General features: G+C 38.7%; 18 protein-coding genes and 1 pseudogene. 9 read left to right on the top strand and 10 right to left on the bottom strand.

Going from position 1 to position 18383, the window contains the following annotated elements; all coding sequences use genetic code 11:
• Nucleotides 1-112: 112 nt before the first annotated feature.
• Nucleotides 113-1366 (bottom strand): hypothetical protein, encoded by a 1254-nt coding sequence (locus CNR22_02205; GenBank protein PBQ30632.1) that lies wholly within the window; start codon nt 1364-1366, stop codon nt 113-115.
• Between the two features lie 286 nt (nt 1367-1652).
• On the opposite strand from CNR22_02205, the gene CNR22_02200 reads away from it, so the two are divergent.
• Nucleotides 1653-1892 (top strand): hypothetical protein, encoded by a 240-nt coding sequence (locus CNR22_02200; GenBank protein ID PBQ30631.1) that lies wholly within the window; start codon nt 1653-1655, stop codon nt 1890-1892.
• Nucleotides 1893-2184: 292 nt separating this feature from the next.
• Here CNR22_02200 and CNR22_02195 read toward each other — a convergent pair whose 3' ends face one another.
• A complete protein-coding gene (locus CNR22_02195; GenBank protein ID PBQ30630.1) occupies nt 2185-3342 on the bottom strand; it encodes a glycosyl transferase family 1 in 1158 nt (385 codons plus the stop codon).
• Between the two features lie 54 nt (nt 3343-3396).
• On the opposite strand from CNR22_02195, the gene CNR22_02190 reads away from it, so the two are divergent.
• The gene (locus CNR22_02190) at nt 3397-3948 is read left to right on the top strand and encodes an acyl-CoA thioesterase (protein PBQ30629.1); all 552 of its coding nucleotides are present in this window, start codon (nt 3397-3399) and stop codon (nt 3946-3948) included.
• Here CNR22_02190 and CNR22_02185 read toward each other — a convergent pair.
• From CNR22_02185 to CNR22_02170, 4 genes and pseudogenes are all read right to left on the bottom strand, one after another.
• Entirely contained in the window at nt 3920-4192 is a 273-nt protein-coding gene (locus tag CNR22_02185; GenBank protein ID PBQ30628.1) for a hypothetical protein, read from the bottom strand. The genes CNR22_02190 and CNR22_02185 overlap by 29 nt on opposite strands.
• 289 nt (nt 4193-4481) lie before the next feature.
• On the bottom strand, nt 4482-5198 hold the full coding sequence (locus CNR22_02180; GenBank protein ID PBQ30627.1) for a hypothetical protein: 717 nt from the start codon (nt 5196-5198) through the stop codon (nt 4482-4484).
• A gap of 12 nt (nt 5199-5210) precedes the next feature.
• Nucleotides 5211-6689 (bottom strand): proline--tRNA ligase, encoded by a 1479-nt coding sequence (locus CNR22_02175; protein PBQ30626.1) that lies wholly within the window; start codon nt 6687-6689, stop codon nt 5211-5213.
• A gap of 1277 nt (nt 6690-7966) precedes the next feature.
• A pseudogene (locus CNR22_02170) lies at nt 7967-8056 on the bottom strand (hypothetical protein).
• 24 nt (nt 8057-8080) lie between these two features.
• Here CNR22_02170 and CNR22_02165 point away from each other — a divergent pair.
• The 7 genes from CNR22_02165 (at nt 8081) to mgtE (ending at nt 15318) form a co-directional block, all read left to right on the top strand.
• The gene (locus CNR22_02165) at nt 8081-9622 is read left to right on the top strand and encodes a hypothetical protein (GenBank protein ID PBQ30625.1); all 1542 of its coding nucleotides are present in this window, start codon (nt 8081-8083) and stop codon (nt 9620-9622) included.
• 78 nt (nt 9623-9700) lie between these two features.
• Nucleotides 9701-10654 (top strand): 3-phosphoglycerate dehydrogenase, encoded by a 954-nt coding sequence (locus tag CNR22_02160; protein PBQ30624.1) that lies wholly within the window; start codon nt 9701-9703, stop codon nt 10652-10654.
• 44 nt (nt 10655-10698) lie between these two features.
• A complete protein-coding gene (locus CNR22_02155) occupies nt 10699-11946 on the top strand; it encodes a hypothetical protein (protein ID PBQ30623.1) in 1248 nt (415 codons plus the stop codon).
• Nucleotides 11947-12062: 116 nt separating this feature from the next.
• Nucleotides 12063-12719 carry a YggS family pyridoxal phosphate-dependent enzyme gene (locus tag CNR22_02150; protein ID PBQ30622.1) on the top strand — a complete coding sequence of 219 codons (657 nt, stop codon included), beginning with the start codon at nt 12063-12065 and terminating at the stop codon, nt 12717-12719.
• Between the two features lie 45 nt (nt 12720-12764).
• Entirely contained in the window at nt 12765-13391 is a 627-nt protein-coding gene (locus CNR22_02145) for a hypothetical protein (GenBank protein PBQ30621.1), read from the top strand.
• A complete protein-coding gene (locus CNR22_02140; protein ID PBQ30620.1) occupies nt 13388-13909 on the top strand; it encodes a hypothetical protein in 522 nt (173 codons plus the stop codon). Before CNR22_02145 ends, CNR22_02140 begins: the two co-directional genes overlap by 4 nt.
• Before the next feature lie 56 nt (nt 13910-13965).
• Nucleotides 13966-15318, top strand: a complete 1353-nt coding sequence (mgtE, locus tag CNR22_02135) for a magnesium transporter (protein ID PBQ30619.1) — start codon at nt 13966-13968, stop codon at nt 15316-15318.
• Nucleotides 15319-15576: 258 nt separating this feature from the next.
• On the opposite strand, the gene CNR22_02130 is transcribed toward mgtE, so the two are convergent.
• From CNR22_02130 to CNR22_02115, 4 genes are all read right to left on the bottom strand, one after another.
• Nucleotides 15577-16005 (bottom strand): DUF983 domain-containing protein, encoded by a 429-nt coding sequence (locus CNR22_02130; protein ID PBQ30618.1) that lies wholly within the window; start codon nt 16003-16005, stop codon nt 15577-15579.
• A 73-nt stretch (nt 16006-16078) separates the two neighbouring features.
• Nucleotides 16079-16711 (bottom strand): SAM-dependent methyltransferase, encoded by a 633-nt coding sequence (locus tag CNR22_02125; GenBank protein PBQ30617.1) that lies wholly within the window; start codon nt 16709-16711, stop codon nt 16079-16081.
• Between the two features lie 49 nt (nt 16712-16760).
• On the bottom strand, nt 16761-17006 hold the full coding sequence (locus CNR22_02120; protein ID PBQ30616.1) for a hypothetical protein: 246 nt from the start codon (nt 17004-17006) through the stop codon (nt 16761-16763).
• Nucleotides 17007-17038: 32 nt separating this feature from the next.
• Complete coding sequence (locus tag CNR22_02115; protein ID PBQ30615.1) at nt 17039-18295, bottom strand: 8-amino-7-oxononanoate synthase; 1257 nt, start codon at nt 18293-18295, stop codon at nt 17039-17041.
• Between the last annotated feature and the right edge of the window lie 88 nt (nt 18296-18383).

Genomic DNA, 18383 nt, shown 5'->3' with positions numbered 1-18383 from the left:
CTTCCTATTATATTTTAATCGATTAATTATTTTTTCTCTTTATTCGCTGTACTTCGTTTGAGTCGCCTCTATTCTTTCACCTGTCACGCGTTTGTAGTCTGTTGACGATAAACTATTGACTCTTAGCCGCCTCTTTTCTCCTTTTCTTCTCCTTCTCTTCCATTGGTATTATCAGCGTATAGGCCAGACGTTTTTTATTTTTCTGACTGTCTTCGTAATCGTAATTCTGCAAACGGTATTTAAAATCCAATACATTTTGGTACTCCATGGCAATTTCTACAAATAAAGAAAGACGGTCTTCGAAGGTCACTGTTCCGATTGCTTTTGGAAATTTATAGTTCATCAAATACTCAAAAAGATTTTCTTTTCTCTGAACTAAAAAGCGCTCCACCAATTTTTCGGTATCTAATTTTATTTGCTGTTCTAATCCCTTGTCTTTAAAGTTACCGGCCATTCTATCAGCCAGGCCACGCACCATTAGACGCGTGAGCTTGTATTTTTCGGAGATCTTTTTGCACAATACATGACCATCGTCTGTAAACAGAAAGTCAATAGCAATCTTGGTTTTAGGTGTTTTATGTCCGTTATAACGCAGGGTGTTGACGTTTGCAACGATCTCGTTAAAATTGGTTTTAAAGTGCAGCGTACTGTGATCTTTAATTTCTTTTAAACGCTGAGCTTTTTTGTAAACATCAATCTGGAACTGAATTTTATTGATAAAATCCGTAATGTCCGTTTGAATCTCAATCAGGTAATCTAAATTCTCGATCAGACTCACTTTTAGAGCCTGCACAATTCCGTATAATTCAGAGTCGTTGGTCAGGGCAAATAAATTTCTTGTCTCTTCAACAACGTCGGTCGTTTTTTTGATGAACTCAATAATCGTATCGCGTTTTTCCCTGTAATCTTCAAGCTTCTGGAGCTTAATGCGGTAGTTACTTTCGTTTTTGTAGGTATCATCCACATTTTTCTGAAGCTTGATAATTTCGCGTGTCAGGGTGGAATTAATGCGTTTTAAGTATTTTTTTATGCTGCGTAAAAAACGCATTTCACGCGCTTCCTGGTAGAAGCGAATGTGACGTGTAAGCTCGTTGATGTAATCGTTGATGAAGCCGGGAGTAACTTCCCCGATTTCCATAAAATCCTCGAACATGGCCATTACTGCGTCGTTCAGACTCACGATGTTTTCATATTCGTAAATCAGGTCGAGTGATTTTAATTTTTGTAATTGTTCGTGGGTGATATCTTCACGCGCCAACAATTCATTTACCGTGATGTTTTCACGGTTCGCGAAGAGGAATTCCACCACGCCGCGATGATGATAAAGCTGTGAAAGTATATCGTTTACGTTTACCTGTAATGCCATAAATAAGGGATAACCTATTAAATATACAAAGCCTTGGGGAGCCAGTAAAATGGGGTTATTAACAAAAAAACGAGTAATTAACTTTTTAAAATAAAGGCGCTGATTATAAGGTATTTCAGAATTTCAGGAGGAAGAAAAAAAGTATTAACAGGTGTTATAAAGTATTAACAAGTGTTGATAAACTTACTGTTATCCATACTTTGTATTTTTTAACTGTCAGCAGAAATAATCGCCTGCTTGGGATTTTTCCGACAGATGGATTAAATTTGGGTATAAAATTGAAATTATGACAACGACGGAATTAAAGAAGAAAATTCATAAAGTAGTTGATGGTATTGACGATGCTAAACTCTTAGAGGCCGTGTTCACAATTTTAAATGCTAATGCACAACCAGATGAATATAGTTTGAGCGATGAAGATCTTAGAATAATCGAAGAACGAAAAATCGAATATAAAAGTGGAGAAACAAAAGTTTATACAGTTGAAGAGGTAAAGAAGAAAATTCTTAAGAATCTTGGAAAGTAATTATCGCATAATTATCCCCGAAAGAATTTATGGTGAGTTAAATGCTGTTACACTTTATTACGAGAACATTCAAAAAGATCTGGGTTTAAAGTTTCTGAGACTGGGAACTTACAATGGGTATATTAAGAAGAGCTCCGCTTATTTTTCAGATCACTCGTAAAAATTTGCGAGGTATTCATTTCAAGAAATTTCCATTCGTAATAATTTTTGAATTGGATAGAAATGACATTGTTGTTTATAAACTAATTCATGTAAAGAGAAATCCCACCAGAAGATATAAAGCGCTTTAAATCTAACTTTTTTCATAAAGGTTAACCAACACCCTAATAAATTCCTGCCACTCATACTTCTTCTTTTCTAAAATTACGTTCTGTGTAAATTCTTGTTCTTTGTTTTGATTAAAGTAAGCCAGAATTTTTTCGGAGATATGCGGCACGGATCCGATAGCTATCGGATTTTCCACAACGTAACCACATTTTTCGTTGGGAACAATCTCCGCAAGTCCACCTACGTTGGTTACCAGCATGGGTTTTTCGTAATAATAACCTACCATTGTCACTCCACTATTGGTAGCGTTTCTGTAGGTTTGAGCGACTAAATTACTGGCACAGAAATAATAACGCACGTCTTCGTTAGCTATGAATTTATCGTGCAGAATAACGTGATCTTGCAGTTCGGAAGTTTTTATAAGATCGAGGTAAGGTTGTTTGTACTCGTAAAATTCTCCGGCAATTAAAAGTTTGATGTTTTGTTTTTTTATTTCAGGATGCGCCATCGCTTCCAGTAAAATATCCAGTCCCTTGTAATGACGGATCAATCCAAAAAATAAAATGATCTTATCGTCAGCATTCAACTTTAATTTCTGACGCGCTTCCTGCATGCTCACGGCTTTGCCGTAAGTTTCATACATGGGATGCGGAGAGTAAGCTTTATTTTTTGTAGTTGAAAATTTAGAAATATCGTTCAACACCGTTTTACTCATTGCTATAAAACCATGACAGCCCTTTATAAAATAATTGGTGAAGGGCTTATCGCCAAAGCGTTTTTCGTGCGGAATAACATTATCCGTTAAGCCGAGAACTTTGGTTTTAGATTTTACTAATCGGGCAATTGTGCCTAAGGCAGGACCAAAAAAAGGCAACCAGTAACGAAACAAAATAAAATCAGGTTTTTCTTTTTTAATAAAGTTAGCCACACTGATCCAGTTGAAAGGATTTACTGTATTTATTAAAGTATGAATTTTAATTCCTTCGGGCGCTGAACCGCTGGTTTCATACTGACTTGAACCTGGAAACAGAAAATTAGGATACTGCAAAGCATACGAAATGATCTGAGCATCATGCCCTTCTTTGATTAATTCGGCACACAAATTTTCGTTGAACTGAGCGGGTCCCCCTCGCAAAGGAAATGCGGGACCAACGATAAATATTTTCAAACTTTTATTTTCCACAGGTTTTAAAATTACGGCTTATTATTATACCTTTAATTCAATCAACAAAGATTTATGGACGATAATTTTAAACCTGTTGCGTATTCAAAAACGACTGTGAGTGAACTAATGATTCCTGCCTATGCTAATTTTGGGGGAAAGATACACGGAGGAATGATCTTGTCATTGATGGACAAGGTGGCTTATGCCTGCGCTTCGAAACATGCCGGGAACTATTGCGTAACCGTCTCGGTAGAAAACGTTGATTTTTTAGAGCCCATTGAAGTAGGGGAGATGGTGAGTATGTTTGCTTCTGTTAATTATGTCGGTAAGTCTTCGATGGTGGTTGGTATAAAAGTAATAGCCGAGAACTTTAAAATAGGAACCGTAAAACACACCAATACCTCTTATTTCACGATGGTAGCGAAAGGTGACGATGGATTACCCACACAAGTTCCGGGTTTGATCCTGGAAACAAAAGAGGAAATTAAACGTTTTTTAGAAGCCATAAAACGCAAGGAATTAAAAGCCAGTTACAGAACAGAATTACAGAATGCGAGATTGTCTTTGCTTGTGGAGCCGGAGAGTGAGTTGCTGGCTAATGAACGTTGCAGACTGAAGCTTTAGCCGCAGATCCCTCAGATTGCACCGGTTTTTTCCAATAGTGAGAGCCAACTCCGTTAAGAGTTTTAAAAAGAATAACTGTGTCCTTATCATTAAGAAAACATAGTGTGTCGCGTGTCAATATCCGGATCGGGTAATTGTAAAATGCGGATAACAACGTTGAATCGTCGATTAACTTCCAATCGCTATATATTATAAGATCACCATAATTTTCTTTCACTCTCTTTCCCTTATCGTAGTAGTGCATTTGTGTCTTTGCATGTTTAACAAAGCTGTAGGAATAAAAGGGAAAAATTCTGCTGTTTTTTTGTCAGAAAGCTTTGTTTTTTTACAATATCCCACTACTTGATCGAATCGCCGCAGATAATTTTATTCTGCGCTTCTGGACTTCGTTTTGTTGATCCGCAAGCATAAGAAGTTAAAAGGAGAATCAAAATCAAGAAAGTATATAGGACTGCACCCCGCTAAATTTTTTATAGATAAAATCGTTTAAAGGCTCTATTAATCAGTAAAATCAGTGTAATCTGTGGCGATTATCAGAGATGAGCCTCGTCATCAAAGCCACGCACATTGTCCTGAGAGCCACCGTAACCTAAACGCTTACCCGTTCTGAGTGCCGCGCTGCTCGATTTTTCCTGCATTTCGTAAACCGTTACTTGTCTTACGCTATCATAAGGTGGCGTGAACAAATCGAATTTTACAGAATAAATAATTAATTCATTTATTATGTCAATCAGGTTGTCTTTTGTAATGGGCTCTGCGCTAAAGTTGTGGTACTTGTAACCTATCTGCGTTTTAGTTTCTACAAAAAAATGTTTTTCCTGGTTTATGAATATGCGGGCAACGAGGTAACCCAGGTCATTCAGGCGGTTGTATTTATAAGAATCTGCGAGGAAATTATACACGCTTATAATTCCGCAGTAAGAGTTTAATTCGTTGTTACGCACGTATGCCGTTTTAAACATGGCATTAGAACGATCGAACTCAAACACATTGGAGTGCATTTGAAAATCGAGAATATCACCGGCTACCTTTAATTGAGAAGATTGCAAACTAATGTCCTTATAAAAAATGTTGATGCGTTTATCCACCTTCAAAATTTCGTCTGAAAGTTCTTCCGCACGTTCTTTGAGAATATCTTTTACCTGGTTAAAAATAGCAATGGTGTTGCTGTAAACATCCTGTTTCATCACCGACTTTTTCGAAAGCAGCGAAAGAATCATTTCTTTTTGTTTGTCCGATTGTTCACTCATACTGTGTGATTTTTAATAAGCTCTTGCAAATAAAACTCTTTGTGTACTTGGTTTACCGCTGTAAATGCAAACACCTTGTTCCTGGGGATTATTCAAAGGAATACAACGGATGGTTGCTTTTGTTTCTTCTTTTATTTTTTCTTCTGTTTCAGGAGTTCCATCCCAGTGTGCAAATACAAAACCTGTTTTTTCGTCCAGCACTTTTTTAAACTCCTCGTAGGACTCCACCTTATGAGTCATGTTTTTTGTGCGCTCCTGAGCTTTAGTAAAAAGATTGGTTTGAATGTCCTCCAATAATTTTTCTATGTAAGTGTCTACAGCTTCGATTTTTATAACTTCTTTGCTTAACAAGTCTCTACGGGCAACTTCGATGGTGCCGTTTTCAAGATCTCTTTCACCCAATGCAATGCGCACTGGAATTCCTTTTAACTCGTATTCAGCAAATTTCCAACCCGGACGTTGCGAATCACGGTCATCATATTTTACCGAGATATTTTTATTCTGAAGTTTCTTCTTAATTTCATTGGCAACAGCACTTACTTTTTTCAGGCCTTCTTCGCCTTTGTAAATAGGCACGATTACCACTTGAGTAGGGGCCAATTTTGGTGGAATTACCAGGCCGTTATTATCGCTATGGCTCATGATCAAAGCACCCATTAAACGCGTACTTACACCCCAGCTACTTCCCCAGACAAATTCCTGTTTTCCTTCTTTGTTTGCAAACTTTACATCAAACGCTTTTGCGAAATTTTGCCCAAGGAAGTGAGACGTTCCAGCCTGTAAAGCTTTTCCATCCTGCATCAAAGCTTCAATACAAAAAGTATCTTCTGCACCGGCAAAACGTTCGTTGGCAGTTTTCACGCCTTTGATTACAGGTACTGCCATCCAATTTTCAGCAAAGTCGGCATACACTTCCAGCATTTGTTTTGTTTCTGCGATGGCTTCTTCTTTTGAAGCATGCGCGGTGTGGCCTTCCTGCCAAAGGAATTCGGTTGTTCTTAAAAATAGACGCGTGCGCATTTCCCAACGCACTACATTTGCCCATTGGTTAATCAGAAGAGGCAGATCGCGGTAACTTTCGATCCATCCTTTGTAAGTACTCCAGATAATAGCTTCGCTGGTAGGACGAACAATAAGTTCCTCTTCCAGTTTTGCTTCCGGATCTACAATTAATTTCGCTTTATTATTTGGATCTGTCTTTAAGCGGTAGTGCGTTACTACGGCACACTCTTTAGCAAATCCTTCCGCATTTTTTTCCTCCGCCTCAAATAAGCTTTTTGGAATGAATAAGGGGAAATAGGCGTTGACGTGTCCGGTATCTTTGAACATTTTATCCAGCGCAGCCTGCATTTTTTCCCAGATGGCATAGCCATGCGGTTTTATAACCATACATCCCCTAACCGCGCTGTGATCAGCCAGGTCGGCTTCTACAACTATATCATTGTACCATTTACTGTAATCCTGTTCTTTTGAAGTAATAACCTTGCTCATAAGTGTTTAAAATATAGAAATAATGACCTGATTCGATTTAGATGATTCTAATGTTATAAATAATGTAAAAATCATAAATAGCAGGGCACAATTTTGTAAATTTACTTAAAATCTTCTTTTCTAAATCTTAAAAGATAGGCCATGAAAAAATTACTTTTAATAACAGCAGTAGCCACATTAGCTTTGAGCTCTTGTAAGACTTCGCAACTTGCATCAGGTTATGATGACGTGTACGCAAATCCTGCTGAGGAGAAAGCGAAAGAAAAATTGGCAGCAGCAGAAAAAGCGAGGGCGGAAGCTCAGGAGCGTGAAAGACGAGAGCAGCAAGTGAGTGAGGAAGTAGCGGCGCAAAAAGCGAAGGACGATGCAAATCCTTATTATAAAGATCCGGAGTATAACCAGGATGATTATTATGATTATCAATATGCCTCGCGTTTAAACCGTTTTCAAACGCCTATTTATGGAGCTGGGTATTACGATCCTTATTACACAAATCTTTACACTTACAATCAAAATCCTTATTGCTACGGTACAAGTATTTACAGTACTTATAACTATGGAATGCCCTCTAACCAATTTTATGGTTATAGTTCGGGAATAAGCGTTGGACTTTCCTACGGTAATTACGGTTACGGTGGTTATGGTTATAATCCTTATGGTTACGGCGGTTTAGGATACAACTATGGTTACAGCAATTTTTACAACGATCCTTTCTACAGTCCATATGGTTATGGATATGGAATGGGTTTTGGCGGCTATGGCTATAACGCTTACAACGCGGGATTCTATAATGGTTATAATGCAGGTTCGTGGGGTTATTACAACAGTTTTGATCCAAACAGTGCTTATTCAACCGTAACTAACAGACAAAGAGGAAGTACTGGTGGTGCGAATCCAACAGGTGGAAGAGGATCTTCTGCGCCTTCCCAGGATAATGGCGGAAGTAACCGTTACATGCAAACTGTAGCAGATCAACAGAGTACTGCGCCCCGTTTTACAAATACCCGTTCAGGAGCAGGTGATCGTCAGATGGGATCCTATAATAATGGGTCGACTAATACGAACTCAGGTTATACGAACGATCGCGTTCCCAATCAGAGAAACAATTCGAACGGAAACAGTACTAATAATCAGAACAGTTCAAATACTTCGCAAGGTAACACCGGAAGATACAGTAACGATCGCACAACTAACCAAGGTCAGCAACAGAATACCAATTCAAATAACCGCTCTACCAATTCAAACAGTGGTTGGGAGAATAACTCTAATTCCGGAAGTCAAAATTCGGGTGGTGGAGGAAGAAGCTCTGGTGGTAGTGGCGGCAGTGGTGGTGGTGGTGGAAGAAGTTCCGGCAGTGGTGGCGGAGGTAGACGTTAATCTAAAATTTTCTTATGTTTCGTACAAAATTAGTTATCCTATTCAGCTATTTAGGGAGTCTTGCATTTGCTCAAAATGAAAATGATGCTATACGTCTTTCGCGCGCTACAGGTGGAGGTACAGCGCGGTTCATTTCTATGGGTGGAGCATTTGGCGCAATTGGCGCCGATCTTACTTCAGCAGCGTATAATCCGGCAGGACTCGGCCTCTACCGTAAAGGTGAAATGTCGTTTGGAGCCGGCTTTAAATCTACCAACAATAGTGGCGAAATCTATAATAAATCGGTTAATGTATTTGACGTTAATTTTATTTATAACAATTTTGGCATTGCAGGCGCGTGGAAAACTAAAATAGATCCGGATAGCAGACACCTGTTGGCTTTTACAAGCACACAACTTCAAAATTTCAACAATTCTACCCGCATGTCCGGTTATACCAATTCAAGTTCTCTTGGCAAAGACATGCTCAACCTCGCCTCATATTACAATGGTTCTGCGGATATGACGGGCAATCTGAACAGTATGTATGAAAATTTGGGCTACCAGGCATTTTTATTAGATACTGTAAACGGTAGTTTTCTTTCTTATGAAGATCCAAAAAGGACAGTGAAACAAACACGTGATCTTGTTACTTCGGGGCGGGTTAACGACCTGAATTTTTCGTATGCATACAGCTATAAAGATAAATTTTACATTGGAGGTAGCATTGGAGTTCCTCAGGTACGATACGAGTCTACGCTCACACATACTGAATTTGATGACAGAGACAGCATGAGGATTATTTTGACCAGCAGTTCAACCTTCAGCGATACGTATGTAGATCCTATTCCTTATTTAAATAATGACTATGTAAACCGCCTGGGATTTAAAAGTCTCGAGTACACTGAATATTTCAAAACTACCGGTACTGGTATAAATTTAAAATTGGGTGGAATTATAAGAGCTAACGACATGGTAAGAGTTGGGTTCTATTACCACACCCCAACCGTTTATAATTTGCAGGATTCGTATTACAACTCTTTGTCTGTTACGTTTGACAGATCAGGCTCCACCCCTGATTTTGCTCAGGATCCACCAGATGGCGGTATTTACAAATACAAAATTATCACACCAGGTAAGGTGAGTGCGAACCTGGCTTTTGTTATTGAGAAAAAGGCGGTAATAGGCATTGACTACGAAATGGTGGATTACAGAAGTGCTCGCCTCGCTGGAGGTGCCTCCGCTAATTTTGATGACATTAATTCTTATATCAAAAATCACTACCAACCTGGGCACAATATTAGAGTGGGAGGGGAAATAAATCTGAATCCTTTAATGTTGCGTGTTGGTTACCAAATGCAGGGAAGTCCGATGGGACATGTATTTATAGGTCCGGAAGTACGTAACACACTAAGCGCCGGTATTGGTTTCCGTACCAAGAGTAATTTCTTTTTCGATTTTGTTGTGTATAAAACACTGAGTTATGAGAACTATTTCCTTTTCTCAACCATGAATACACAGGCCAAATTGAAATATAACAGTACTTCTCTGGCGGTTACTGTGGGACTTAAGTTCTAGGCCCGCAACAAAATTTTAATCTTAACCTGCTTATTCTTCGAATAATTTCTAATTTTAGCTCTTCAAATAAAAACCAGTATGAGCAAAAAAATTTTAGCAAACGACGGTATTGATGCTGTTGGCAAGGAACTCTTAGAAAAAGCGGGATTTACCGTAATTACAGATAAAGTTGCTCAGGAACATCTGGCCAAAGAAATTAATGATAAAGGGTACGTGGCTTTAACAGTGCGCAGCGCTACAAAAGTTAGAAAAGATGTGATCGACGCTTGTCCGAATTTAAAAGTGATTGGCCGTGGTGGCGTAGGCATGGATAATATTGATGTTGAGTATGCCCGTGAAAAAGGCATCCAGGTAATTAATACACCAGCTGCATCCAGCAATTCAGTGGCCGAATTGGTTTTCGCGCATGCTTTTAGTGCGGTTCGTTTTTTATATGATAGTAACAAACAAATGCATGCGAATGCCGAAGATAAATTTGAAGAATTAAAAAAGAAATACGCTAAAGGCGTTGAGTTGAAGGGTAAAACCTTTGGTATCATTGGTTTTGGACGAATTGGCCAGACGGTTGCGAAAATGGCTTTGGGTTTAGGAATGAAAGTTTTGGCTTTCGATCCATTCGTTAGCGAAACTACTTTAGAATTGGAAATAGATGGCTTAAAGCCAATTGCTGTTCCTGTTAAAACAGTTGGGATGGATAAAGTAATTCAAAATTCAGATTTTATTACTTTCCATGTTCCGGGTGGAAAATTGATTACACGCCACGAAATTGCCTCTATGAAAACGGGTGTCATTCTGATAAACACAGCTCGTGGCGGTGTTATTAACGAAGATGATTTATTAGAGGCATTAAATAGCGGAAAAGTAGCTCACGCAGGGTTAGATGTTTTTGAGAATGAACCTCGTCCTTCTGTGGGTATTTTAAAGCACCCGAAAATTTCTATGACTCCGCACATTGGTGCTGCTACAAACGAGGCGCAAGAACGCATTGGAGTAGAATTAGCCGAGAAACTTATAGAAGCTTTGAAAGCTTAGTAGTGTTTTTGGAATTTAACCCTAATTAAAACCAGAAATTAAACATGGCTACCGTATTACCATTTAAGGCTCTTCGTCCCGCCGGTGACAAAGTTCACCTGGTTGCATCCCGCAGTGTTGACGGGTATAACACTCCGGAGTTAAAAGATAAACTAGCGGGAAATCCCTATACGTTTTTACACGTCATCAATCCCGATTACGACGACGGTGTTCGCACGCGTCCCGGTTCTAAAGAACGTCTGACTAAAATCAAACGCAAATTCGATTCTTTCATCAAAGAAAAAATTCTGAAGCGTGACGAAAAAGCGGCTTATTACATTTATCGTCAGATCAAAGGAGAGAATGAATACATAGGTATTATTGCTTGTACCAGTATTGATGATTACATGAATGGGGTGATTAAAATTCACGAGCAGACTATTACACAGCGCGAAGAAAAATTAAAAGAATATTTAGAAGTCTGTGAGTTTAATGCTGAGCCCGTTTTATTTTGTTATCCGAATGATAAAGTTTTAGATGATCTGATTCTATCGATTTCTGAAAGTGTTCCGACTTATGATTTTACCACTACCGATAAAGTGCGTCACACGCTATGGGTAGTAAGTCACGATAAAAATGTAGAGATCATATCAGGGCAGTTTTCGAAAATACCGGCCATCTATATTGCTGATGGTCACCATCGCTCAGCTTCCTCAGCGCTTTTAGGAAGTGTGCTCCGTAAATCGAAGAAAGCGTATACGGGTAAAGAAGCATTTAATTATTACCTCGGCGTTTTTTTTGCGGAGACACAATTAAAAATTTTCGATTATAACCGCTTAGTAAAAGACATGGGAGACTTAACGGTTCCTGAGTTATTGAAACGTTTAAAAACAAAATTCGAGGTTAAAGAGATAAACGAAAAAGTTTTTAAACCTACCCGTAAACATGAGATCAGTATGTACACCAAAGACAAATGGTACGCGCTTACTGCAAAAGAAGGAACTTACAATAGCAGTGATGCTGTGGGAAGCCTCGATGCTTCTATTTTAACAGAGCACATCCTCTCTCCGTTGTTTGATATTCACGATCTGAAAATAGATAAGCGTATTGGTTTTGTTCCTGGCATTAAAGGTGCAGAAACTTTGAAGCGAAGTGTAGACGAGGGTAAAGCAGAAGTCGCTTTCGGACTTTATCCTGTAACCATGGAGCATTTGAAATGGATTGCCGATACCAACAATATCATGCCTCCTAAGTCTACCTGGGTTGAGCCCAAGATGCGCAGTGGTTTGGTGATTTACAGTTTTGATGAATAGAACTCGTACTACATTTGCCGCAGATGACTGTAATTACGCAGATACTAATACATAAATAAAATAAGTCTGCTACCTGGATCTACAAAATTTCGAGCTAAGTAAATAGCATAGTCAACATGCCAATCAAAGAACATCTTTTTCAAATAAAAAATAATCTCCCGCAGAATGTTACTCTGGTGGCCGTTTCCAAAACCAAGCCCAACGAGGCCGTACTAGAAGCTTATGAAGCGGGTCAGCGCGATTTCGGAGAAAATTATGTACAGGAACTGGTAGATAAATATGAAAGTTTGCCCAAAGACATTCACTGGCATTTTATCGGACACTTACAAAGTAACAAGGTTAAATACATTGCTCCGTTTGTTTATCTCATTCATGGCGTGGATAGTTTTAAATTACTCCAGGAGATAAACAAACAAGCTTTAAAAAATAACAGGGTAATGGATTGTTTACTTCAGCTTTACATTGCTAAAGAAGAAACAAAATTCGGACTCTCTTTTGACGAATGCGAAGAACTTTTAAAATCAGAAGAATTTAAAGCGCTCAAAAATGTTAACATCAAAGGGTTTATGGCCATGGCCAGTAATACAGGCAATCAACAACAAATTCTAAGCGAATTTAATTCCGTAAAAGAATTTTCTTTGAAAATCTTTAAGGATAACAAATGCATTCTCAGTTACGGTATGAGTGGAGATTATAAACTTGCGATAGACGCCGGGAGTACGATGCTGAGGATTGGCAGCACCATTTTCGGTGAAAGAAAATATTCTCAGTAATAGTTTTCGGTTATTTTTTTTATTTTTAGACACCCAAACGAGTCTATGAAATATCTTAACATTCTTGTTTTCTTGTTATGTTATTGTGCGCAGGCGCAGGACACTCTGAATTATAAACAAAGCGCAAAAAAAACTGTTGTAAATATTCTTTATACCACTGATGACGAAGTGATATACAAGAAGATGAAAGATAAAGCAGATCGCAGTTTTATCGTTTCCAAATCTCAATTAAAATCCATTGCTTTCAGAGATAGTACTGTACAAAAGTTTCAAGACCCAGACGAAGGAAAAAATTCTTTGGCTGTGCAGACTAGCATCATAGATACAGCCTACCAAAACCGCTTTATGACCCTAACGCCGGAGCAAAGAAAAAAACTTTATGAGTATGGTGTTTTAGACGCTCAGGATTTTTATTCTATAGGTAGTTACGTGTCGGGTGGACCGTTTATTACCGGTTCAGCACCACTTCCGGGAGGAGGCGTGCTTATTTCGACGGCACAGGATGATGCGCTGCAATATCCGAACAAGGTGCTTTTCAAATATGCTGACTACCGAAAAGGTTATCAGGATGAAGCAGGAAAAATGCGACGCAAATACCATGGCCAATTTGCATTAGGTGCTGTGGCAATGCTCACTATTGTTTTACTAGTTGTAACGGTGGGATCCCAATGAACATAAAAGAACGCCTCGAAGCCGAACATAGTAAAACTTTAACCCTTGCCATTGTAAAGTTTGTGGGGGACGATAAAAAACGTTTCAAAGAGTTGATGGCTCTTTTTTTAAATGGTGAACCTCGTTTAACGCAGCGTGCAGCCTGGCCACTCAGTTATCTCATCATCGCACATCCTGGTCTGTTAGATCCTTACTTCGAAAAATTCATACAGCGATTACACAAGCCCGGTAATCATCCTGCCATTCCAAGAAACATTTTCAGGGTATTACAGGAAATAGAAATTCCTGAAAAGTACCAGGGTATTTTAATAGACATTTCGTTTAAAGTTATTATGAACGAGACGGAGACAGCAGCGGTGCGAGCCTTTGCTATTACTGTTGCCGCGAAGATCTGTAAAAGCTATCCGGAGCTGAAAAATGAATTACTTATTATCTTGAGAGAACTTAGCACACTTCCCCAATTGCCTTCTATGACCTCAAGAATTAAAAAGGCGTTAAAAGAGTTGAAAAGCTTGTAATATCTACATTTTAATTCTTTACTTTTGCAGCGCCGCTAATAAGGGTGATTTAAAGCATGCAATTTGAATTAACATCTGAGATTTTAGAAACCATCAAAGAAGCTATCGAGAAAAAAGATACCGCTTATTTGAAGGAGATGTTGCATGATCATTATCCGCCGGATATTGCCATTATTTTTAACCAACTCAACCTCGAAGGCGCTGCCTACATCTACGAATTACTGGATGATGACACAGCTCCTGCCGTTTTATTGGAATTAGATGACGACAGGCGTGAAGAATTTTTAAGAACTTTTAGTAGTAAAGAAATTGCCGAGCAATTGGATAACATGGACAGCGATGACGCTGCCGATGTGATTTCTGAATTACCGGAAGACAGACAAGAAGAGGTTCTCTCGCATATTGAAGATATTGAGCAGGCAAGTGATATTGCCGAGTTAATTAATTACGAAGAAGGAACGGCCGGGTCTCTTATGGCAAAAGAGCTGGTGAGTGTTTACGTATTTGAAACGGTATCGCAATGTATTGAAGAGATCCGCGCACAGGCAGAAGACGTGGATGTGATGTATGCGGTTTACGTGTTAGATAATAACGATCGTTTAATTGGGATGTTATCACTAAAAAAGTTGATCATTTCTCATCCATTAGCCCGTATAGAAGAAATTTATGAGCCCGATATTCAGTTTGTAAAGACCAATACTCTCAGTGAGGAAGTAGCGGAATTTATGCAGAAGTATGACCTGGTAGTTTTACCGGTTGTTGATCAGTTGGGACGACTTGTGGGAAGAATTACCATTGATGACGTGATGGACGTGATCAAAGAAAACGTTGAAGAGAATATTCAACGCATGAGTGGTATCTCTGATGACGTTGATAGTAATGATAAGCTCTGGATATTGTCGCGTGCAAGAATTCCCTGGCTGTTAATTGGTATGTGTGGCGGTATCGTAGGCTCCAGAATTATCGGCACTTACGAAGATCAAATTAAAATTCATCCTGAAATGGCATATTTTATTCCATTAATAGGTGCCATGGGCGGCAATGTGGGCGTACAAAGTAGTTCTATCATTGTACAAGGCCTGGCCAATAATACACTTCTTGGAATTGATATCACGCCTAAGTTATTTAAAGAATTAGGAGTGGGACTCATCAACGGATTAATATGTTCTCTTTTAATTTGGTCGTACGCCTACTTAATCGAGGACTGGCAACTGGCAGCTACTGTAAGTTGTGCTTTAATGGTTGTAGTGCTTTGCGCCTCTTTTCTTGGCACTTTTGTTCCCTTAACCCTGAACCGTTTTAAAATAAATCCCGCTTTAGCAACCGGTCCTTTTGTTACCACGCTAAACGACATCATCGGAATCAGTATTTATTTCCTTACCGGAAGAATACTTTATTCTATGTTTTAAGCACTTCTCTATTTGAATTATTTTGCAGGTATCAGGCATGGACTGGTAGCTCCTTCGCGTAACGAATGAAAAACCTCGCCGGGGCAACGAAAGCTTTATCTCATTTCCTTTATGAGAAGAGCTGCCATCTTTAAGTACCTGATCCAGAAGGCTGCTATTTAGTTCTTATATTAAGTTTGGTTCCCTTGATAATTACTGAATTTTTAAAATGGGTTTGCGAATAAAAAAGAAAAGAGTTTTATCGAAACTTTAAGGTAATTAACGAATAATCTTATGTTGAGTAGCAGAGGCATCATAGGTACTAAACATATTAATCCAAATGGCTCTTGATGTTCTAAAAATTACGGGAAATAATCCCACAAGAATAACTGTAATTGAAATGAGATTTGGAGCCAGCGCCCATCCATAAAAATAAAATATAATGATGTGCACGACCACAGCAATAAGCGTGGTAGAGGCATGGCTTATCATCATTGCTCCGTAATAAAAACCAATTTCCCTTTGAAAATCTTCTCCGCATTCAGAACAATAGTGTGGCATATCGTCCAAATATTTAAGACGGAAAGGGTTTTTAACGGTAAACAAATGTCCTTTCTGACAACGGGGGCAGGTCAAAGTAAAAACACTTCGCAGCACTTTACCCTTTGCAAATGGATTGAACCAGTTTATGATTTTTTTTACGCTCATGCGATCCTTCAGTTTAACGCCCTTGAATGAGGGTGGGATAATGTAAGATATGTTTTTATAAATTAAGCTCGGACTATTTCCTTAACCAAAGCTTTAGCGAACTATCTTCCGATTCCTTTATTTTCTCAAAAGAATCAGGTATTTCAAAATTATTCCCATGATAGGTCACCAGTCTTGTTCCTGTTTTAGTTTTGTCTAACTGATATTCCGTGTACTTTAAATAATTGCCATACAAAGGACCAGAAAGGAGAACCTCACTATTTAAGCGGTGTGATGCTACAAGGTTCTCGTAAAAAGGATTGTACAAATAGAAAGCGTCATAGTTTTCAAAATTCACTTCGGTTACGTTGTTTTGTAAAACGGTAGCATTTTCTATCTGGTAATGCTTTATAAGTTCGTTTGCTAATTTAACAAGGCTAGGGCGGTATTCTATACCGTAGAAGTGACTATCAGAGTATTTCGCGCCCACAATGCAAAACTTTCCTATCCCAGCACCAATGTCCAGGATCTTTTTTTCTCCTGTCTCCGTTAGCCACTGAGCTGCCATTCTCGCAACATGCACTGGGGTAAAGTAGAGCCTTGAAGCCTTCTGTAAATAGTCAGGAAGGAGTTGACTAAAATTTTCCTCCGTCACATGCTTCTCCTTAAAAATTGTTTTTAGTACAGGGAAGTTTCTTATTTTCTTTTTTTCTGCGAATTCGTTCATGGTAGTTTTAAAATTAATTTTTCAGGCAGCTTATGAGTGTATTTCTGATTCAATTCACTTTGGCTACGTAAACTAACTGCTCTCTTGTAAATAAAAGTGTATAAGTAGAACCGCGAACAACCTGGTGGCCATTTATTTTAAAGACCAATTTTTCGTTGCAGATGTTTTTGCAATTTTCAATCTTCACGGGATTTCCAAGAATCGTAATCACTTCTTGTTTGGTCATGCCTTTTTTTAAACAAGCAACCTTGCCTTCAGTGAGGTTTATAGTGAACTGTTTCGAGAAATTTATCATTGTTGGTATAAATAATTGTTTTTTTGTTTGCTTTAAAGATTGGTGGCGTAGCTTACAACGGAATTCTTATTTGAATATTTTCCTTTGATTAAATTTTCATTTATCTCTGAAAATACATCCAGTGTTTTTTTAACATCGGCTTTGGTATGAACTGCCGTGGGTATTAGTCTTAGAATAATAATGCCCTTTGGCACAACAGGATAAACCACCATAGAACAAAATATGCGATGGTTTTCGCGCAGGTCTTTCACGAGTTCAGTAGCTTCAGTAATAGTGCCATTCAGATACACAGGAGTAACAGGTGTTTCTGTATTACCAATATTCAGGCCTGCCATCTTTAATCCATTTTGCAGCTCCCTTGTTATCTCCCACAAGCTGTATCTTAATCCATCTGTTCTGCGAATGAGTTCTAACCTCTTTAAAAGTCCATAGACCAGGGGCATTGGTAAAGATTTAGCAAAAATTTGTGAACGCATATTATAACGCAGGTATTCCATCACGTTTTTGTTTCCAGAAACGAAGGCGCCTATGGCGGCAAACGCTTTTGCAAAAGTTCCAAAATACAAATCAATATCTTTTTGAACTCCCTGCTCCTCGCCAGTGCCGCCGCCGTTGTTTCCCATAACTCCAATGCCATGGGCATCATCTACTAGAAACGTGAAATCATATTTTTTCTTGAGCGCTGCTATTTCCTTTAGTTTTCCCATATCGCCGCGCATGCCAAAAACTCCTTCTGTAATCAGTAAAATTCCACCTCCGGTTTTTGAACACACATGCTTTGCATGTTCCAATTGTTTTTCTAAGTTCTCTATATCGTTGTGTTTGTAAACAAAGTGCTTTCCTATATGTAATCTCAATCCATCAATGATACATGCATGTGCTTCTGCGTCGTATACAATTACATCGTGCCTGTCTACTAAACAATCAATGATGGAAATCATACCCTGATACCCGTAATTTAAGAGACAGGTGTCTTCTTTTTTTACAAAAATAGAAAGCTCTGCTTCCAATCGTTCATGTAAATTGGAGTTGCCGGTCATCATTCTCGCACCCATAGGATAAGCTAAACCGTAAAGAGATGCCCCGGTTTCATCGGCTTCTCTTATTTCCGGATGATTCGCCAGCCCCAAATAATTGTTAAGGCTCCAAACCAGGTTTTCTTTTCCCTTAAAGATCATTTTATGTCCAATTTCGCCCTCGAGCTTGGGAAACGTGTAATATCCATGAGCGTAGTGAGCATGATCGCCAAGAGGACCTCTTTTTGAATTAATTTTTTCGAGAATATTCATCTTTAAATACTTAAGTCACAAAGATATTTGTGTTATCCTGCCTATACCAGGACATTGAGCGCGGTTAAACTGTGATTTTTACAGGAGC

It is taken from the genome of Sphingobacteriaceae bacterium (genome assembly GCA_002319075.1).
Classification (GTDB): Bacteria; Bacteroidota; Bacteroidia; order B-17B0; family Aurantibacillaceae; genus Aurantibacillus.
This window is presented reverse-complemented; position numbering and strand designations above follow the sequence as displayed.